At 67.0% G+C, this 19438-nt stretch carries 14 protein-coding genes, 1 tRNA gene and 6 pseudogenes; 13 read left to right on the top strand and 8 right to left on the bottom strand.

From position 1 onward, the window contains the following. Nucleotides 1-59: 59 nt before the first annotated feature. From IG05_RS0139600 to IG05_RS0139565, 8 genes are all read left to right on the top strand, one after another. A complete protein-coding gene (locus IG05_RS0139600; RefSeq protein WP_051790772.1) occupies nucleotides 60-1862 on the top strand; it encodes an ABC transporter ATP-binding protein in 1803 nt (600 codons plus the stop codon). Beyond that, nucleotides 1859-3640, top strand: coding sequence for an ABC transporter ATP-binding protein (locus tag IG05_RS0139595; RefSeq protein ID WP_030348956.1), 1782 nt, complete (start codon nucleotides 1859-1861; stop codon nucleotides 3638-3640). The genes IG05_RS0139600 and IG05_RS0139595 overlap by 4 nt, the downstream gene beginning before the upstream one ends. Nucleotides 3641-3681: 41 nt before the next feature. After that, entirely contained in the window at nucleotides 3682-4044 is a 363-nt protein-coding gene (locus IG05_RS0139590) for a phosphopantetheine-binding protein (protein ID WP_030348955.1), read from the top strand. Between the two features lie 2 nt (nucleotides 4045-4046). Further along, nucleotides 4047-5696, top strand: a complete 1650-nt coding sequence (locus IG05_RS42955; RefSeq protein WP_030348954.1) for a condensation domain-containing protein — start codon at nucleotides 4047-4049, stop codon at nucleotides 5694-5696. Nucleotides 5697-5708: 12 nt separating this feature from the next. Continuing rightward, complete coding sequence (locus IG05_RS0139580) at nucleotides 5709-7031, top strand: condensation domain-containing protein (RefSeq protein ID WP_158839128.1); 1323 nt, start codon at nucleotides 5709-5711, stop codon at nucleotides 7029-7031. A 56-nt stretch (nucleotides 7032-7087) separates the two neighbouring features. Beyond that, complete coding sequence (locus IG05_RS0139575) at nucleotides 7088-8752, top strand: amino acid adenylation domain-containing protein (protein ID WP_030348952.1); 1665 nt, start codon at nucleotides 7088-7090, stop codon at nucleotides 8750-8752. Next, entirely contained in the window at nucleotides 8749-9054 is a 306-nt protein-coding gene (locus IG05_RS0139570; protein WP_234336254.1) for a phosphopantetheine-binding protein, read from the top strand. Before IG05_RS0139575 ends, IG05_RS0139570 begins: the two co-directional genes overlap by 4 nt. 82 nt (nucleotides 9055-9136) lie before the next feature. Then, on the top strand, nucleotides 9137-10009 hold the full coding sequence (locus IG05_RS0139565) for an alpha/beta fold hydrolase (RefSeq protein WP_051790770.1): 873 nt from the start codon (nucleotides 9137-9139) through the stop codon (nucleotides 10007-10009). A 168-nt stretch (nucleotides 10010-10177) separates the two neighbouring features. Here the strand turns inward: IG05_RS0139565 and IG05_RS0139560 are convergent, their stop codons facing one another. The 4 genes and pseudogenes from IG05_RS0139560 to IG05_RS50800 form a co-directional block, all read right to left on the bottom strand. Then, nucleotides 10178-10786, bottom strand: coding sequence for a class I SAM-dependent methyltransferase (locus tag IG05_RS0139560; protein WP_030348949.1), 609 nt, complete (start codon nucleotides 10784-10786; stop codon nucleotides 10178-10180). A 1-nt stretch (nucleotide 10787) separates the two neighbouring features. Further along, a complete protein-coding gene (locus IG05_RS0139555) occupies nucleotides 10788-11042 on the bottom strand; it encodes an acyl carrier protein (RefSeq protein WP_030348948.1) in 255 nt (84 codons plus the stop codon). 203 nt (nucleotides 11043-11245) lie between these two features. Further along, on the bottom strand, nucleotides 11246-11650 hold the full coding sequence (locus IG05_RS47380; RefSeq protein ID WP_107051509.1) for a transposase: 405 nt from the start codon (nucleotides 11648-11650) through the stop codon (nucleotides 11246-11248). Continuing rightward, nucleotides 11623-11793 (bottom strand): annotated as a pseudogene (locus IG05_RS50800) (hypothetical protein); the annotation flags it as partial. The gene IG05_RS47380 and the pseudogene IG05_RS50800, both read right to left, overlap by 28 nt. A gap of 235 nt (nucleotides 11794-12028) precedes the next feature. Between IG05_RS50800 and IG05_RS42945 the strand changes: the two are divergent. Next, nucleotides 12029-13191, top strand: a pseudogene (locus tag IG05_RS42945) (short-chain fatty acyl-CoA regulator family protein); the annotation flags it as partial. Here the strand turns inward: IG05_RS42945 and IG05_RS46230 are convergent. Then, a pseudogene (locus IG05_RS46230) lies at nucleotides 13082-13926 on the bottom strand (IS5 family transposase). The pseudogenes IG05_RS42945 and IG05_RS46230 sit on opposite strands and share 110 nt — an antisense overlap. A 161-nt stretch (nucleotides 13927-14087) precedes the next feature. Continuing rightward, a pseudogene (locus IG05_RS42940) lies at nucleotides 14088-15007 on the bottom strand (IS701 family transposase); the annotation flags it as partial. 189 nt (nucleotides 15008-15196) lie between these two features. Here IG05_RS42940 and IG05_RS49755 point away from each other — a divergent pair. Next, nucleotides 15197-15613: pseudogene (locus IG05_RS49755) on the top strand (PAS domain-containing protein); the annotation flags it as partial. A gap of 189 nt (nucleotides 15614-15802) precedes the next feature. On the opposite strand, the pseudogene IG05_RS49750 reads toward IG05_RS49755, so the two are convergent. Continuing rightward, nucleotides 15803-15949, bottom strand: a pseudogene (locus tag IG05_RS49750) (transposase); the annotation flags it as partial. A gap of 102 nt (nucleotides 15950-16051) precedes the next feature. Between IG05_RS49750 and IG05_RS0139515 the strand changes: the two are divergent. After that, complete coding sequence (locus IG05_RS0139515) at nucleotides 16052-16681, top strand: site-specific integrase (RefSeq protein WP_234336258.1); 630 nt, start codon at nucleotides 16052-16054, stop codon at nucleotides 16679-16681. Between the two features lie 1119 nt (nucleotides 16682-17800). Here the strand turns inward: IG05_RS0139515 and IG05_RS50135 are convergent. Continuing rightward, nucleotides 17801-17926, bottom strand: coding sequence for a hypothetical protein (locus tag IG05_RS50135; RefSeq protein ID WP_267883343.1), 126 nt, complete (start codon nucleotides 17924-17926; stop codon nucleotides 17801-17803). Between the two features lie 288 nt (nucleotides 17927-18214). Between IG05_RS50135 and IG05_RS0139500 the strand changes: the two genes are divergently transcribed. Both IG05_RS0139500 and IG05_RS49745 read left to right on the top strand, forming a co-directional pair. Next, a tRNA-Met gene (locus tag IG05_RS0139500) sits at nucleotides 18215-18288 on the top strand. A gap of 993 nt (nucleotides 18289-19281) precedes the next feature. Beyond that, the coding region (locus IG05_RS49745) for a cold-shock protein (RefSeq protein WP_420707656.1) at nucleotides 19282-19438 on the top strand (157 nt) is incomplete at its 3' end.

Genomic DNA, 19438 nt, shown 5'->3' with positions numbered 1-19438 from the left:
TCGACCGATCGATCGCCAGAGGAAGAGGAACGTTGCCGAAGACAGCGCCGGCCGAGGCGATGCGCTCCCCGTCTCCAGTCGGTTTCCGTGCGATAGCCGATCCGGCAGCGCATTCCATGACACCCGACATACGGGGACCGCTGCGCTACATCTGGTGGTTGATCACCAGTCAGCGCGTCAGAGTGCTGGGCGGCGCGCTGTTGGGCAGTTGCTGGATGGTGGGCCTCATGCTCCCGCCTTACCTGCTGTCGAGGGCGATCGACGACGGGTTGACCGCGGGTGACAGCACGGCACTCCTCGGCTGGACCGGCGCACTGGTGGGCGTGGGCGTGCTGAACGCATGGCTGGCCATCATGCGGCACCGCACCATGACGAGGGTCCGCATGGACGCGGCGTTCCGGTCGGTGCGGCTGGTGTCCGAGCAGGTGACCCGTCTGGGAGCCGTGCTCCCGCGGCGCCTGTCGTCGGGAGAGGTCTTCGCGATCGGCTTCGGCGACGTGGCTCGGGTCGCCAACGTCCTGACCATCACGGGGCCGGGCCTGGGCGCCGTCCTCGCCTACGTGGTCGTGGCTGTCCTGATGCTCGTCATCTCGCCCTTGCTGGCCTTGCTCGTCCTGCTCGGCGTCCCGGTGCTGGCGGTGGTCGTGGGTCCGCTGATGGGGCGTCTGCAGGGCGCGGAGTCGACGTATCGGGAACATGCCGGGCGTCTCGCCGCCCGATTGGTCGACATGATCGAGGGCCTGCGGGTCCTCAACGGCATTGGCGGCAAGGCGGTCCACGCCGAGCGCTTCCATCGTCACTCCCAGACACTGCGAGCAGAGGGGTACCGCGTCGGGGCCGTGACCAGTTGGATCCAGGCACTCGGTGTGGGGCTGCCGGCCGTGTTCCTCGCCGCGGTCACATGGGTGTCGGCGCGAATGGCCGCCGACAACACGATAACGCCGGGCGAACTTGTGTCGGTCTACGGCTACGCGGCCGTCCTCGTGGTCCCGGTGTCCTTTTTCATCGAGGGTGCCTACGACCTGAGTCACGGTGTGGTGGCAGGTCGTCGTCTCATCCGGTTCCTCGCGCTCTCACCGCACTCCGCCGACCCCGCCGCGGGTCTGGACGGCCCCGAGGGACCTGCCGCGCTGCACGACCCGGAATCGGGCGTCACGGTGGCCCCCGGGGAGTTCACCGCCCTGGTAAGCGCCCGCTCCGAGGACTCCGCAGCCATTGTCGACCGCCTTGGCTGCTTCACGGAGTCGAAGGCCACCTGGGGTGATGTCCCACTGGACCGGATCGCCCTGCTCCAGGTCCGCGAACGCATCCTGGTGGCCGACAACGAGGCCGCCTTGTTCCGCGACTCTTTGCTGGGCGTCATCAGCGGCCGGGCGGAGCGGGACCCCCAGGCCGTGCAACGGGCTGTCGAGGCCGCCGTCGCACAAGACATCGTGCGGGGCCTGCCCGACGGGCTGGAATCCGTCATCCAGGCCAACGGCCGCAATCTGTCCGGTGGCCAGCGGCAGCGAGTGCGTCTCGCGCGGGCGCTCCTGGCCGAACCGGAGACGCTGATGGCCGTGGAGCCGACGTCGGCGGTGGATGCGCACACCGAAGCAGCCATCGCGGAACGGCTCTACGCCCACCGGAAGGGCCGTACGACAGTGGTCACCACGACGTCGCCCCTGCTGCTCGCCAGGGCTGACAGGATTTGCTACGTCGTCGACGGCAAGACGGTCGGCACGGGTACGCACCGGCATCTCCTGGCCAGCCATCCCGGGTACCGGCGGCTTGTCTCCCGGGAGCTGGGTGACCTGCAGGACGATGCGCAGGACTTCCGGGCGGAGCCGTCCCCCGAGACGAAGGAGGGGACGGCCCGATGACCCGTACCCACGACACCCCGGAGAATGACAAGGCCCTGGTCGCCGGACGCGCCACGGCGCTGCGGGCAGCCTGCGACCTCATTCGGCAGGACCGGATGGCCTTCGTCGCCATGCTGCTGTTCAACGCGCTTGCCGTCGGGGCGGGACTGGTGGGGCCATGGGTGATCGGGGAGATCATCAACCGCGTGCAGAAGGGCACGACGGCCGAGACCGTGGACCGGCTGGCCTTGCTGCTGACCGTCACCGCGGTGGTCCAGTTCCTGCTCGTCCGCCTGGCCAGGTATGTCGGCTTCCGCTTCGGCGAACGGACTCTGGCCCGCGTGCGTGAGCAGTTCGTGGATCACGTCCTGGCGCTTCCCCTGTCCACCGTCGAGGAGGCGGGCACGGGTGACCTGGCGGTTCGCGGTACCACCGATGTCAACACGGTGGGCATGGCGCTGCGGGACGCCGGGCCGGACGTGTTCGTCGCCGCCGTCCAGGTGCCGCTCATCCTCGGAGCGGTCTTCCTGGTCAGCCCTCTGCTCGGAGTGTGCGGTGTAGTCGGGCTCGCCGGAATCGGCGTGGCCGTCCGCTGGTACCTGCGCCGGGCGCATACGGCCTACCTGGCCGAGGGGGAGGCGAATTCAGCGCTTGCCGAGCAGCTCGCCGCGGCTGCGGCCGGCGCCCGCACGATCGAGGCGTTCCGGCTGGAGGACCGTCACATCGCGCAGAGCCTCGAAGCTATCGAGACCTGTTACCGGACCCGCACCCGCACCCTGCACCTGCGCAGTGTCCTCTTTCCGGCCGTCGACATCTCGTACGTCATCCCTGTCGCCAGTGTCCTCTTGGTGGGCGGCGTGCTACACAACCACGGGCTGGTCAGCATCGGAGCACTGGTTGCCTCGGCGCTGTACTTCCGGCAGCTGTCGCAGCCGCTGGACACGCTGCTGCAATGGCTGGAGCTGCTGCAGAGCAGCGGGGCGTCGTTCGCCAGGGTGGAGGGGGTTCGTCCGGCGCCCGGCGCAAACGAGCCAGCCGGTACCGAGGGCGGCGTCGGGCAGCCGACCGGTCACGGCATCGAGCTGGACCATGTGCACTTCTCCTACGACGGCGTCACCGACGTGGTGCAGGACGTGTCCCTGACCATACGCCCGGGTGAACGGCTGGTGGTGGTGGGGCCGTCCGGGGCGGGCAAGACCACGCTGAGCAGACTGATCGCCGGCACCGACAAACCGCACCGGGGGTCCGTGCTCGTCGGCGGAGTCCCCGTCGCCGCATTGCCGCCGGAGACACTGCGCCGTCAGATGGTCCTGGTCACCCAGGAGCACCACGTCTTCATCGGTACCGTGCGCGATAATCTCTCCATCGCGGCGCCCACGGCCACGGACGAGGAATTCATGGGGGCGTTGTCAGCCGTCGGCGCGGACTGGGCCGAGCGCCTGCCCCGCGGACTGGACACACGACTCGGCACCCAACGCAACCGCCTGAACGGGGCGCAGGCACAGCAACTAGGACTGGCACGGGTGCTGCTCGCCAACCCCCACACCTTGATCCTCGACGAAGCGACAGCTCTGCTCGACCCGCGAACGGCGCGCCGTGCCGAGCGCACCCTCGCCACCGTGCTGGAGGGACGGACGGTCATCGCCGTGGCACACCGTCTCCACACCGCCCATGACGCCGACCGGGTGGCCGTCCTCGAGGGCGGACGGCTCACCGAGCTGGGCAGTCATGACGATCTGGTCTCCGCGGGCGGGACCTACGCCGGCCTGTGGCGTTCCTGGCACGGAAGCCCGACATGAAGGACGCCCGCAGGCCAGACAAAACGACCAGGGAGGCGCCAATGACCGCAGACAAGCCGGCTTCGCAGCACGGCGGCGCGGAGGAGGACCGCCTTCGGCAACTGTACGCCGAGGTGCTCTCAGTGGATTCCGTCGGCATGGATGACAGCTTCTTCGCGCTGGAAGGCGACAGCATCGCTGTCCTGCGCCTCGTCAGCCGGGCCCGCCAGGAGGGTCTGGAGCTGGGGATCCAGGATGTCTTCGATGCCAGGACGGTACGTGCGCTCGCCGCGATCGTCAGGGAGAGGGCGGCCTCGGCCGGTGAGTCCCGGTACGCCCAGGTGGCGTCGGCCGACCCGGTCGACGGACTGGAGGCGCTGAGCGAGCAGGAACTCGATGACATCGCGGCGGAGATGAGGAGGTGACCGTGACCCATTCGGACATCGAGGATGTCCTGCCCGCCACGCCCCCTCAGGAAAGCCTGTACTTGGACTGGCTCTACCGCGGGGGCGAGGAAGGCTCGTACGTACTCCAGGCCACGATGGAGTTCCGCGGCCCCTTCGACGCCGACCGTATGCGTGCCGCCGTGGCGACTGTGCTGGCCCGCTATCCCGCGCTCCGCGCGGGGTTCCACATGCGTCCGGGAACGGGGCGGCTGGTGCAGGTGATCCTCAGGGAAGCGGAGATACCACTGGAGAGCGTGGACCTGCGCGACGAGGAGCCGTCCCGTCGACAGGACGAACTCCGCTCGATCCTCTCCGCGGAGCTGTGCCGGCAGACCGATCTCGCCAAGCCGCCGTTGATCCGAGGCCTGCTGATCAGCGTCACGCCGGAACGGCACGTGCTGGCCCTTACCTACCACCACATCCTGCTGGACGGGTGGTCGGGCTACCTGCTGCTGGAGCAGATCGTCGACGGGTATGACGGTACTCAGACCACTCGCGACCTACCCGGTTCCTATCGCGCATACGGGACATGGCTTGCCGGTCAGAGCCGGGAGCCGGCTGAGGCGGCTTGGCGTGCCTATCTCTCGGGGCTCCGTACGGGCACCCGTGTGGCGTTCGACGGGGCCGGCAACAGGGCGTCTGTGGCGCGTCGTCTGGAACGCCGGCTGGACCCCCGGACCACTGAGCGCTTGCGCGCCTGTGCCCGTGACCATGACCTGACGTTGAACACGGTGGTCCAAGCGGCGTGGGGACTCGTCATGAGCCACCTCTGCGACAGCAGCGACATCGTGATCGGCAAGACGGTGGCCGGCCGACCCGCCGACCTGCCCGGCAGTGATCGCATGATCGGAATGTTCGCGAACACGATCCCGGCGAGGATCCGCCTGGACGGCGCTGAGACGGTGGGGCAGCTGTGTCTGCGGATCCAGTCGGAACAGGCCCGTCTCGCGGACCACGAGTACCTCGGACTCTCCGCCATACAGGAGGCGTGCGGCCGGCGTTCCCTGTTCGACACCGGCTTCGTCTTTCAGAACGTCCCCGGTCTGGTCCGCCGGCCGCAGACGCGTGAGGACGGGCTGCACGTAACGTTCGGCGGACACAACACACCACACTTCCCCATGGTGCTGACCGCGTTCCTGGACGAGGACACACTGGTCACCCGGCTCGGCTACGCGGGAGGGATGTTCCCGGAATCCGCGATGGTGAAGGCGGCGGACGCCCTGCAGCTCCTGCTCGCTCGCATCGTCGACGCAACCGGTGTGCGCGTCGCCGAACTGGGGACCCTCTCGGTCGAGCCCCTGTCCCCTCCAGTGGACGAGCCCGCGAAGACCGGGCCGGGCGGCGCAGCGGAGGCCACGGCCGAGGAGCCGGCGGCCGAGGGAGTGGTCATGGGCACGCTCATGCGACTTCTCTCAGAGATCTTCGGCGTGGCGGAGAGCGACATCGACCCGCGCGACGACTTCTTCGAACTCGGTGGGGGATCCCTTCATGCGGCCCGGCTCGCCATCCGGCTTCAGCAGCTACTGGGCGCCGAGGTGTCCGTACGGCAGATCCTCGACCACCCGGTGATAGGAGACCTGGCGCGTGTCTGCGCCGAAACGGTCGCGGCGGAACCGAGCCGGAAACGCTAGGGGGTGTACTCCTTGAAGCCAGTCATCACCACCACCGACACCCTCGCGCCGATGTCCGAGCTGCAGCGCTACTGGTGGGGGCGGGAACGCCTGTTCCCGGACCCCGGACTGGTGATGTCGACACCGGTACGCGTGCGCGGAGCCCTCGACGTCGCGATCATGGAGGCCGCGGTCAGGAACGTGACTCTGCGACATGAGGCCGTACGCACCAACTTCGGCCGGGTCGACGGCGAGCCGGTCCAGATCATCCATCGACAGCCGCCCCGGCCCGTGGCGTGGCTCCGCGACATCAGCGGCATTCCTGAAGCGTCGAGGGACGATATCCTCCGCGATCTGGCGGACTCCGAGCAGCACCGCCGGTTCGACCTGGCACGCGATTCCCTCGTCCGACTCGGCATCGTGCGCTGCTCGCAGGACGACTTCGTCCTGCTGTTGACCGTCCATCACATCATTGCCGACGGCTGGTCTCTGGACGTCCTGTGGCGGGACCTGTCGGAGGAGTACGAGATGCTGTCGTGCGGCGACGTCGACCGCGTGCGCACTCCGCCGCCGCGGCTGCGCGACTGGGTTGCCCGGGAGCGGGCCGTGGCCCGGAGTCCGAAGGCCGCCTCCGAGACCGAGTACTGGAACCGCGTGCTGCGCGAGGTGCGTCCACTGCACGTCCCCCACGACCTGGTCGGGGGGAGCAGCCCCGCACGGCGCAGGCCGTGCACCCGCAGGTTCACCCTCCCGCAGAACCTCGGTCATGCATTGTGGCCGGCGGCTAAGAGGTACCGGGCGACCCCTCACATGATCACCATGGCTGCCTTCATGAAACTGCTGGCCCGGCGTGTCCAGCGTCCGGACGTCGCGGTGCTGACCCTGTTCAACCGCCGAGCCGCTTACGAGACGGCGGACCTGATCGGCTGCATCCTCAACTTCGCGGTCATCGGAGTCCGCGTGCCCACTGACGGCCGGCCAGAGTCACTCGTGCGTGACGTCCGTTCCACTCTCCTCGACGCCTACGAGAACCAGGACATCTGTGCCCAGACGCTATGGCGGCGAGCCCGGTTCTCGTCCGCGTCCGTGGACGTCATGTTCATCTTCGACCAGCACCCGTCGAGGCGGGAAGCGGTGCACTTCGGAGGAGTCCCACTTCAGCCGCTCATACAGGAGGAGGAGCGTGAGGGCGAGCGTGAGGGTGCCGCGGCGACCGCGATCAAGTTCCGCCTCGAACTGACTGGAAAGGAGCTGACGGGCGCGATCGGGTACGACGCCAACCTCTACAGCCGGGCGTTCGTCGATGCCTTCTTGGAGGAGTACGTAAACCTGCTCGCCGAGACGCTGATCCCGTGAGGGATCGGAGAGAAGGGGTGCCCGGAGTGAACCGCACAAGCGCTACGACTGACGGCGTGGGCGACACGTCCTTGCCGGTGCTCGCCGTGGCACCCGGCACGATCTCCGCGGAGGCCGACCACGCGCTGGTACGGCGCGGCACCGTGCACCGGTCGGCGCCACTGGTGTCCGACGTCCTGCACGCGCACGCCCGCGACAGTCGCGACCGAGTGGCTTTCAGGGAAGGCGAGCAGGGGACCACCTACGGACAACTACATGACGAGGTAGCCCGGTTGCGTTCATTCCTGCTGTTGCAGGGTTGCACACCGGGTGAGCGCGTCGCCGTGTCGGGGCCGCGAAGCCACAAGAGCGCCGTTGCCTTTCTCGCGCTCGAAAGCATCGGTGCCGTCTACATCCCGGTGGATGGCGCGTGGCCGCCGGAGCGGCTGGCAGAGGTGTTCACCCAGGCGCGGTGCACCTGCGTCCTGGTGCATCGCGGTAGTGCGGAGGCGGATGCGCACGAGTCTCCTTCCCCGGCGCTTGTCCGTGCTGCCGCAGACGCGGGTGCCGAACTGCTGCAGCTGGAAGAGGCGGAAGAGTGCGAGCCGTCCGCTCCGCCCTGCGAGCCGCCGACCGACCCCGGCGACCAGGCCCGGTATGTCATCTACACATCGGGCAGCACGGGCACGCCCAAAGGCGCCGTCGTCGACCATCGGGGAATGGCCAACCACCTGACGCACATGGTCGACTCGCTGAATCTCACCTCTGGGGACGTGGTGGCCTTCACCGCTCCGCCGACGTACGTCGTCTCGATATGGCAGATGTTGGCGGCGGTGACGGCAGGTGCCACAGTGGCCGTCATCGGGGGGTTCGACGTGGCGAATCCGCGTCGATTGCTCAAGGCCTTGAGTGAACATGAGGTCACTGTGGCGCAGATGGTGCCGACGATGATCTCCATGTTCGTCGGCGAACTCCGCAGGAGGCCCGACGGCGAGCGGCTGCCCAGGCTGCGCTGGTTGGTCTCGACGGGTGAGGAACTGCGCCCCCAGCTCGCCGCGGAGGTACTCGACACGCTGCCCCACGCGAGGTTGCTGAACGCCTATGGTATGAGCGAGTGTTCCGACGATGTCGCTCAGCATGTGGTCCGACGCACCGATGTGCGACGCCCCAGGCTGCCCGTTGGCCGGCCCATAGCCAATACGTTCCTGTACGTACTCGTGGAGCACGATGGGGTATGGCGTCCGGCACGCCCCGGCGAGGCGGGCCAGCTGTTCGTCGGAGGGGTACCCGTGGGAGCGGGCTATCTCGGCGGGGACGGCAGCCCCGCCTCGTTCTTCCGTAACGATCTCGGTCCCGGGCTTCCCAGCTCACGGCTTTACCGCACAGGCGACCTGGCATGCGTTGACGACGGCCTCGTGTACTATCTCGGTCGATCCGACCGGCAGATCAAGATCCGGGGACTGCGGATGGAGCTGGACGAGGTCGAACTCGTCCTCAGACGTCACCCGTCACTCGCTGGTTGCGCCGTGACCGCTGAGGCCGCAGGGGAGTCCCACCGGCTGAGGATCTACTACGTGGCAGCCGATGACGTGTCAGTCAGAGAACTGCAGGAACATCTTCGTGGAAGTCTGCCATGGGCCGTTTCCAGCAACTGGGTGAGGCTGCACGAGATACCCCTGACCAGTCATGGAAAGATCGACTACCGTTCTCTGCCGCGATCAGGGAAAGGGCCGGCCGGTTGACCGACTTCAGCGCCCCGCGCACGAGCGAATCGAGTGGAGTCATGAATCCGCCTTGGGATGAGCAGTTCGAGTCACTGATGCGACGCTCCTTGAGCCTGCTGGAGCCCGACGAGCCCTTGCTCGCCGATTTGTACACTCCGGATTACGGTTTGGATTCACTGGCCATGGTCGAATTGATGTTGGGCATCGAAGACGCGTATGGAATTTCATTCCCCGATGATCTTGTGGAGCCCGGAATCTTCACCACGCCCCAGGGGCTCTGGAACGTGGTGAGCGCGCTGTGCACGGCCGGAACCCCGTAGCAGTACGGGAAGCGTCCGCATGGCAGCCGAACAAGCGACAGCCGCTCAGGAGGCGGCGTTGGACCGAGGAGGCCCTGGCACCATGACCACCTGGACCGGAGGGGTCGTCGGCAGCACACGCATCACCTCTGCCGACGGAGTGCCGCTGCGGGTGAGTTCGGCCGGTACCCCTGGGCGCCCGGCCGTGCTGATCGCCTCCGCGTGCGGCATGCCGGCTGACCTGTGCGGCCCGTGGATGCGGTTCCTGGCGGATCGTCACCACGTGCTCACCTGGGAGACACGGGGCCTGTCCAGTGGCGGGCACTGCACGGCGGAGGCGGCCGAGGCCTTCGACTTGATGGGCCACCAGGTGGCGCATCAAGTCGAGGATCTGCTGGCTGTCCTGGACTATTTCGACGTGCCGCAGGCGCACGTGATGGGGCTGTGCGGCGGTGCCGTCGTGGCTTTGCGGGCTGCCGAAGCCCGGCCGGGCCGCGTGACCTCCCTGAGCCTGTGGCACGGTGACTACGCACTGGGCCCGGAGAGTCCGACAAGCGATCATCAGCGTAATCTGCAGGCGCTGCTGGACATAGCCTCGGAGAACAGAAAGAGCGCGGCGATGGTGCGGAGCGCTCTGGACCAGAGCAAGACAGCTGGTCTGCACCCGGATATCGCGGACCTGGTGCTTCGCCCCTACCGGGATGATGAGTCGATGTACCGGTATGCGAAACTGAATGGTGCCTTGATGGCGGAGGACATTCGTGACGCATTGCCCCGCATCATCGCGCCCACCCTCGTCGTCACCAGCGCGGATGATGAAACGACCCATCCGGCCGGGTCATACGCGGTCGCAGCGGCGTTGCCGCGCTCCGTTCTGCATATGGAGCCGCATGGGGATCATCTGTCGGTCTTTGAAGCCGGGGAAGCGCTCACTCGTGTAGCGGCAGGGTTCCTCAAGGAGGTGGGGCATTGCTGAGCCCATTCCATCGCCAACCGGTTGTCAACGATGTCGTGCGGCGGTGAAAGGTGACTCCGTCGACGGGGCTTGTCGCCTCGGAGGAGAACTCGCCGTAGGTGTGGGGCCCGGACTGCTGAACGAGCCGCCCGGGCCCTTTTGGCGCGTCAAGTCGCACGTTGTGCCGACTTACTTGGTGCAGAAGTAAATGCGGTTAAGGCGTCGGTCATGGGCCACGTCCACGCTCTCGACCGTGTTGGACAGACTGGAGAGGAGCTGCTCCAAAGGGCCCGGAGCGTAGCGGTTGAACCACACATACCCGCCGGATGACTCGCGGCGAACCAGAACCTCGGGCTCACGGGGGGGCTGGAAGAAACAGAGCACCACATGACGACGGGACACCCGAAACACCTCTCGGACGGCCGTCTCGTAGTAGGGAAGACATTCAAGAAGGTGGCGGCAGTTGACAACATCGAAAGAGGAGTCGGGAAGCGCGAGATCGGTGACGGTCATCTGGTGCCAGCGTGCCTCGGGGTACTTCTCGCGGCAGTCGTTGATGATGGATCGACCGATGTCGATGCCGGTGTAGTCCACCCGCAGTCCGGCCTTCTGGAACGCCTCATAGGTGACGCCTGACATGACGCCGCAGTCCAGTAAGGAGAACGATGTATCCGCATAGACAGCGGTGAGTCGTTCTGTCACCCAACGGTGGGACGGGTGCTCCTCTCGGCCGTCCTGCCGCATGTAGTCCACATCGGTGGTTTGCCGCCAAAGAGAGGACTGCGGGACGATCTCCATGTTATTCACCATTCCGCTGATCAAGGGAACTTGTCACGAGTTCGACTAGATCGTCCACGGCTTGGGCTTGAAACAGATCGACGAGGTCCAGGGGGATGTCAAACCGCTTCTCAAGGGCGGCCATCAGGCGTAATACCGCGACCGAATTCACGCGGAGGTCCACGAATGAATCATCGATCGACACCGAGGCAAGGCCGAAGCTTGTTGCTACTTCTTCGAGTACGCCGTCGATAACGCTCACGGCGGGCTCAGACATACCGTCTCCTTTGTGCTTCAAGGTCCTGACGTCGAACTAAGGGCAGTGACAAGACTGTGCGGACTCGGAGGGCGGCCGTCGCAAACCGGGCGTAGACCGACCAGCTCGCCCCGACATTCGACTGAGCGACTAGCAACACGCCATCGAAATCACCATATCACAAGCTGCTTTGAATGATCAGTTTCTTAGAACTCGTAACACGATCATGATCGGGCTTTCTTGGGGCGTCTCCAGCAGATGAGGCCGCAGGCCAGGGAGACGAGGGCGTCGTGCAGGTCGAGGAGTCGTTCCCAGCGGACGGCCAGGCGCTTGAAGTGGTGCATGAGCGAGAAGATCTGCTCGACGACATAGCGGAGCTTCGCCAGGCCCCGGATGTTGGGGGCGCCCTTGCGGGAGATCACTGGCAGGATCCGGAGCCTGCGCAGTTCACGGCGGTTGGGGTTGCTGTCGTAGCCCTTGTCGCCGAGCACGGTGTCCGGCCGGCGCCGCGGGCGGCCGGGCTTGCCAGCACGGGTGGGATGCCGTCGACCAGGGCCAGGGTCTGGGTGACGTCGTTGACGTTGGCCGCAGTGGTCATGACCTTGAACGGAGTGCCTCTGCCGTCGCAGATCAGGTGGTGCTTACTGCCCGTCTTCCCACGGTCGATCGGTGACGGGCCGGTTGCCTCGCCCCATTCGTGGCCACGCAATGGAGTTCCTGGTCTCCGGGGAGTTGAGGTCAAGTCACCTCTTCTTTGGACGAGTGCGATCACCGACTACGGGGTGGGGGAGTACCGCAGTGCCACGTTCGACCGACCCGGCGGCGGCAAGGTTCTGGAAAAGGCCGTCAGTCGGCCCTGGCAACCACGAAACGGCCAAAGAGGTCCTCGATGGGGGTATACCGTAACCGCCGCCCGTCGGCTGACCTCGGTCGCCGAAGGACGGGCGAGAACCGCCGGACCGACTGCGTCCACGACTCGACCGGCAATACCGCCTCGCCGAACTGGCTCCCGGCTGCCCGAGGTCGCGCAGGCTTTCCTCGGCCTGGGCCGCCGCAACCAACTGCTGACCGAGCGCCTGACCGGCACAGCCGACGGCCGCGACCCGGCGGGGGAGACACCACGCTCACCCCACGAGGAGATCCGGGAGTTCTTCTACGGCCGCCAGAACTACCTGCACGACATCGACCTCCCGGCCGAGCGGTTGGCCGAGAAGGTCGGCATCCGGCCCGACGAGGTCGTACAGGCCCTGACGAACCGGCTGGCCAAGACCCACGGCATCCACCTCTCGGCCGACACCGGCGACCACCTCCACGGCTACGACGAAACCACCCGCACCGGCATGTCCACCCTTCTGCGCGTCGGCCAGCGAGCCTTCCGGATGGCGACCCAGCTCGCTCTGCTCGAGTACAGCGAAGCACTGGACCGTCAGGCCGCCGAGGACTTCCAGCACGGCTCACCCGCCCACCGCCTAGCCCGCATCGGCATCGCCAACTACTTCGCCGCGGCCCTGATCCTGCCGTACCGCACCTTCCACGCGGCCGCCGAAGAGGTGCGCTACGACATCGAACGCCTCACCGACCGCTACGGCCTCGGCTACGAGACCGTCTGCCACCGCCTGAGCACCCTCCAAGGCCCCCGCCTGCGAGGCGTCCCCTTATCCTTCGTATGCGTCGACCGCGCCGGCAACATGTCCAAACGCCAGTCGGCCACCGCCTTCCACTTCTCCCGGGCCGGCGGCACCTGCCCGCTGCGGAACATCTACGAGGCGTTCGCCGCCCCAGGCCGCATCCACCTCCAGATCGCCGAGATGCCCGACGGCCAGCGCTACCTGTGGACTGCGCGAGCCGTCACCCGGCACCGCGGCGGCTGGGGTTAACCCGGCAAGACCTTCGCCATCGGCCTGGGCTGCGAGATCCGCCACGCCACCGTCTCGTCTACTCCGACGGCCTCGACCTGACCAACGCCTCCGCCGCCACTCCCATCGGCATGGGCTGCCGCTTCTGCGAACGCCTCGACTGCCCCCAGCGTGCCGCACCACCTCTAGGCGGTTTCGTTTGGATCAGCGGGAGGACCAGAGGAAGAAGCCCGCGATGTGGAGTCCGGCAAGGTAGATGGTCGTGGTCTTCTCGTAGCGGGTGGCGATGCCGCGCCACTGCTTCAGGCGGTTGATGCACCGCTCGACGGTGTTGCGCTGCTTGTACGCCTCCCGGTCGAAGGCCGGCGGTCTGCCACCGACCGGTCCGCGCCGCCGCCGGTTGGCCTGCTGGTCGGCCCGTTCAGGGATCACCGCCCGGATACCGCGTCTGCGTAGATGGTCGCGGATCTCGCGGGAGGAGTAGGCCTTGTTGGCCAGGACCAGGTCCGGCCTGGTGCGCGGACGACCGTGCTGTCGGGGAACGCGCAGGCGGGCCATCACCTCGGTGAAGGCAGGTGCGTCGCCGGCCTGGCCGACGGTGAGATGGAAGGCCAGGGGCCGGCAACGGCCGTCGGCCGCGAGGTGGATCTTTGTGGTCAGTCCGCCGCGGGAGCGGCCGATGGCGTGGTCGCCGGCTTCGCCGACCGGGGCCCCTTTTTGCGTCCCCCGGCCGCGTGCTGGTGCGCCCGCACGACCGTGGAGTCCACCGACACGGCCCAGTCCAGGTCCTCGTCCGCGTCGGCCTGGGCCACCAGGGCGGTGAACACCCGCTCCCAGGTGCCGTCCACCGCCCACATCCGCAGCCGGTTGTAGGCGCCTCGCCAGTTGCCGTACTTCTCCGAGAGGTGCACCCACTGTGTGCCGGTCTGGAACTTGTAGGCGATCGCGTCGATCACCTCACGATGGTCGCGCCAGCGGCCACCTGGCTTCGGTGTCCGGTCCGGAAGTAACGGCTCGATCCGCGCCCACTGGGCGTCAGTCAACGGCACAACCGGACCAACGACCGGCTGATCCAAACGAAACTGCCTAGTAGTGCTTCGTTAGGTTCTGGGTCTGGTCCTGCTGGTGGTGAGGGGTCGGCCGCAGGTGTGGCAGGTGCCGGTCCAGCACCTCAGCAGGTCCTGAAGAGTGTCCAGGACCTGGTAGAGGGTCAGGCCGGCACTTGGACTTTTGGGTCGAGGCGCCGCAGGGTGAGGAAGGCCTGGGCGGCGGTGACGAGGGTGACGTGGTGGTGCCAGCCGCGCCAGGTACGGCCCTCGAAGTGGTCCAGGCCCAGGCCGTGCTTGAGCTCGCGGTAGTCGTGCTCGATCCGCCAGCGCATCTTCGCCCACCGCACCAGATCGGCGATGGGGGTGGTGGCGGGCAGGTTGGTCATCCAGTAGCCGGTCGGCTCGTCGGCTTGTTCGGGCTGTTCGACCAGCAGCGTCCGCAGCGGCAGCACACCGTCCCACCGGTTGCGTCCGCCAGCTGCTCGTGAGCGGTGCGGGAGGCTTCCTTGCCCGAGGGCCGCACCTGGAGAACGGCGAAGTGCGAGCTCATCATGCCCTTGCTGCCTTGCCGCCAGGTGACTTCCTCGAACACGGCGGCCTCGGCAACCAGGCCGGGCAGCGAGCGGGGCGCCTGACGGTATCTGGGCAGGGTCGGCGGTCCCAGTCCGCCGTAAGCCGGCTGATACGGCTCGGCGTCGGCAGGCCGCGCGATCTCTTTCGGGTCGACGGCCATGACGTAGGACCAGCCGCGTTCCTCCAGCGCGAGGCGGAAGGAGACGCTGCGGCCATAGCCGGCGTCGGCCACGATCACCGGCACGGTCAGGCCCTGCGCGGCCAGCCGGTCCAGCAGCCCCAGAGCCAGGTGTGTCTTGGATACATGCCCGACCTCGTCGGGTATCCCGGCCCGGCGGCGCCGACCGTCGTCATGTATCCATTCCCCGGGCAGGAACAGCTCCCACTCCAGCGGGCACGAGGCCGTGTCGGTGGCCGCGTGGACGCTGACCGCGACCTGGCAGTTCGCCCGCTTGCCCAACGCTCCGCAGTACTGCCGGGCCACCCCGACCGACGCGGTGCCGCACTTCGATGGCCGAGCGCCCGCCGGACGGCAACATGCAGGACGCCGCCACGGGCCGAGCGGCTTGATGGATCTACTGGATGTCGCCGCGGTGCTGCTGGAGGCCGACGGCGTGAGGCGCTCGGGCAATACGCAGCGCCGCTCCTCCTGCACCCGGAGCACCAGGTTGCGGCGATCACGCTTTTCGCTCAGGTGATGGAGCCCAGCCGAGGCTGGGCTGGCGCCTTCCCCATCCGGCACAAGGACGGCAGCATCCGGATGGTCGAGTTCCGCAACATGCGGCTGACGGACAACGTCGGCGACCACCACGCTCTGAGGCTGGCGACCGACCGGTCCACGTTGCGGCAGGTGGAGCGCAAGGTGGCGCTGTCCACCCGGCTGGTCACCCAGGCGCCGATCGGTCTGGCGATCCTCGACACCGACCTACGATATGTGGAGATCAACCCTGTCCTGGCGGCGATGCACGCCCTACCTGAGGCTGACCACGTAGGACACCGATTCGCCGAGAGCCTGCCTGGTGCGCCCTTCCAGGCCGCAGAGGCAGAAATGCGTCAAGTTCTGGTGTCTGGAGTCCCCGCGGTGGACGAGCAACTGGTGGGCCGCACACGCGCCGACCCGGAAAGCGATCGGGCCTGGGCAGCGGCTGGAGGACCAGCACGGGAAGGCGCTGGTCATCGCCAATGTGGTGGTGGATGTCACCGACCGGTACGAGGCGGCCAGAAGGGCCGACCGGGCCCAGCAGTGCCTGCGCATGGTGACCAATGGCTCGGCCCGTATCGGCAGCCCCCGTCGGCGGGGGACCTTGCGGGCAGTCAGGCCGAGTTCGGCCATGAGCTTGGTGATGGTGTTCACCGACACCCGCCAGCCCTGCCGCACCAGCGAGATCCAGATCTTCGGGGCACCGTAGGTGCCGCCCGACTTGGCGAACTCCGCGTTCACCACCTCCATCAGCTGCTGACGACGGACCTCCTGGCTGGTGAGCCGCCGGTTGTGGTGCTTGTAGAACCACGACTCACTCACGCCCAACGCGCAGCAAGAGATGCGGTACGGGTGCCGTGGAACGTCCAGGAGATTCAGACGTTCATTCACGGTGTCCGGACAGAACGGCTCTACGCTGCCCTCTTGCTGTCCCTCATGGGTCTACGTCCGGCTGAAGTCTGCGGACTCCGATGGGAAGACGTGGACTTGGAGGCCGCCACGATCACCATAGCCAACACGCGGACGATGATGGGAAATCGGTACGTTGTGGAGAAGGACACCAAGTCCCTGGCTGGGGAACGGGATCTTCCTTCGCCGGCACCGGTGCTGGCTGCCCTCAAGTCGTTCAGGGCTCTCCAAGCCAAGGAGAAGCTCGTCCTCGGTGAGGCTTACTCGGACTCCGGATACGTCGTGGTGCACGAGACCGGGGAATCCTTCACGATCAAGCAGCTCCGCAGACGCGCTTACCGGCTCATGGAGATCCTTGAACTCCGCAGAGTGCGCCTCTACGACGCTCGCTCCTCCTGCCTCACATACCTCGCCAACAAAGGCGTGCTGGATCACATCCTTGCCCGGTGGTCCGGACACACGAACGTCAAGACCACCAAGAAGTGGTACGTGAAGCCGGACGTGGAGGACCTCCGCGGAGCCGCCACAACGTGGGACGGCCTGCACGGTGCTGCGACGGAGGGGCAAGCGTGACTCAGGCGGCCTGCCGATTGAGCGACCCGCCCAGCCGTATGGCAGTGAAATGGAGGTGACCCGGAGGCCGGCTGCTGGCTGTGGACCAGCGACGGCAACGGGGGAGGGGCGGCCAGGCTACGGCCAACGTCTCCCCTCCTGCGAGGCAAGGCAGAGCTTGCCCGCCGTGTGGCGTTCGGGCTGTTCGTCGGTGATCCCGGAAGGTTTTGAGGTGCGGCATGCCGATCCTTGGGGGACGGCACTACGCGCTTTGCTGCAAACCAGACCGTCTGGAAACCGTGCCGAGGGTAGGAAGCTGTGCGGCGCGGGGATTGGGAGGGTGCGGGAGCCGGGAGGACGCACTGTCCTCACGGTCAGGCGTGCACATCGAAGAACCCGTACGGAACACCCTGCAATACCGCTTCGACGGGCCAGAAGACGCTCCGGTCCTGATCCTGGGTCCCTCACTGGGCACCACCTGGCACAGGTTGTAGAGACCGTCTTCGGGCGTCCACGTCAGTCCAGGGCGGGTGCGCAATGGCAGGTCAGGGCATCGCGGTCCGGGGGAGTCGGCGTAGTTGGTGACAGACGTGTGACAGCGCCTGTGAGAGAGGCGTTCGACGGCAAGCCCCTGCAGACGCGGCCGGCGGGGGCTTCCGAGCGGGTGCGCTGCAGCTCCGGCGGTGGCACCGTGGCTCTCGGGTTCTCCTCCACCGAGCACTCGACGAGAGGGCGCAGTGATGACACGCGTCTTACGGTAGATACAGCCCGGAGCCCTCCGCGACCAGTAGTCGTGGCCTTCGCCTGCGCAAAGTCGAACGCCTCTGGACGTGTCTGAGGCGATACCTGGCCCCGCCGACAGGCGAGTCCGAGCTCGGCGTCTCCAGTGAACAGGCTGCACCCTGCCAGCGAGTCGGTGTGGCTGGGTTCCACCCCAGCAGGAGGAAAGGGCTGTCGGCCGTGACGCTCACATGTAGGGCGGGCCATGCGGCTGTCCGTCAAGGCCGGTCACGAGTGGCCGAAGAGTCAACTCGGTTCGGGGACGAGGACGTGGCGGAGTGCCCAGTCGGGGCCCGTGCCGCCGAACAGAGCGGTCATCGTGGTCGGCATGCGTGGTGCTCCCTTGACGTGTGGAGTCAGTCAGTGGCTCGAGGTGCGCTTGGCTCGGTACTGCTCGTCGGCGACGTGCTCCAGCCAGGTGGTCTCGGGCCGTTCGCCGCCAAGTGCGGGGGCTTCCCACAGCGCCAGGTGCTGCATGAAGCGCACCGGTTGCCTCGGCCGGCACGGTGAGCCTGCTCGTCTTTGACAGCGGGGGCTTTGCACGGAAAGGCGCATGGAGGTTACACCTGCCCGGCCTGGACCAGCACGCCGACCAGTTCGTGAAGACTTCTCCAGGTGCGCCCGTACTCCAGCGGCACTCGAACTCACGATCCAGATCCAGACCGGGTGAGCAGTGGCCATGTCGTTCGATCATGAGCAATCGGGCCCGCTCCGAGCGCCGGCGAAAGTCGATTGGGCCGATTCCGATCGGTGCCGTACAGTTCACCGTACCGACGCGGGGTGGAGCAGCTCGGTAGCTCGCTGGGCTCATAACCCAGAGGTCGCAGGTTCAAATCCTGTCCCCGCTACTCAAACGTGAAGGCCCGGTATCCACCGGGCCTTCACTGCGTGTGTGCCGGGTCGGACCTGGCTCTCGGCGAACAGGGCACCGCGGTCGCAGAAGGCGTCAACGCACTGGGCTGCACCGACGCCGTACGCCGCCTCAGCCACCGTGCTCACGGAATCGCGGATCTGCCGCGAGGAGGCAATCCGCTTACACGACGCAGCCTGCCGTCCTGCCGGCAGGTGCATCGACGGATAAGACCACGCCAACCATGGACAGACAGCAGGGTGATGGGCACCTGGCTGGCTTTCGGTCGTCCCGATCAGTGCTGCGATCCCAGTGCCTGGCCGCCTCGCGCCGATGCGGTGCCCGAGCTCAGTAGCGGAGGACGGCAAGGGTGCCGTCAATAGTTGGTGAGGCGGAAGGAAGAGCCGACGGCCTGGATGCGGTGTCGGACGGTCACGAGCACGGTGATGCCCAGAAGGAGTGCGCCTCGTGTCGGCGGGCATCTCACTCACAGCTGTGCTTCGCCGTCGGGGGGCGGGAACGGCCGGGCCGGCGGTGTCGTCGTCCATCCCGGTGCCGAAGGCGGCGAGGGGGGCTGCAGCGCACTCACCCAGCACGTGCCGGCACTGTCGAACTCCCGCAGGATGACTTTCGCGGGATCTGCCGGTCACTCGGCAGACACAGATCCGGGACCGGGAACGGCAGCCGCTGCGTGGTCATCCCCACAGTCTCGAAGCTGCATTTCCTGGGCGGCAGCGGCTTTGCTCCAGCCGTCGCGCAGCGTGCCGGTTGGCAACTCTTCCTGAGACGTTGAACTCCGAGTGAATCAATATCTGTTCCCGAGGGATCAGATTTTGCGGGGCCGTGCGGTGGGAGTTTTTGCCGCGAAGAGCAGAGTGGAATTATCCACCGCACACGGGCCGCTCCGGCGTGCTACTGTCTATCTCAGTTGCAGTTGTGGTTCCCGAAACTTCAAGTGCCTCCGCCAGGCTTCTGCCGGTCGGGAGCGCTTTTGTATTTCCGGTCATTTCCGGGCGGGGCAATCATCGCGGCGACACGGTGTCCGTGCAGTGCGGACGCCGATGCACTGCCCCAAAGGAGATATGACATGGCTGCTGGTACCGTGAAGTGGTTCAACGCGGAAAAGGGCTTCGGCTTCATCGAGCAGG

This window comes from Streptomyces sp. NRRL S-1022, assembly GCF_000720135.1.
Classification (GTDB): Bacteria; Actinomycetota; Actinomycetes; order Streptomycetales; family Streptomycetaceae; genus Streptomyces.
The sequence above is the reverse complement of the archived record's forward strand: the minus strand, read 5'-3'. Positions and strand labels throughout refer to the sequence as shown.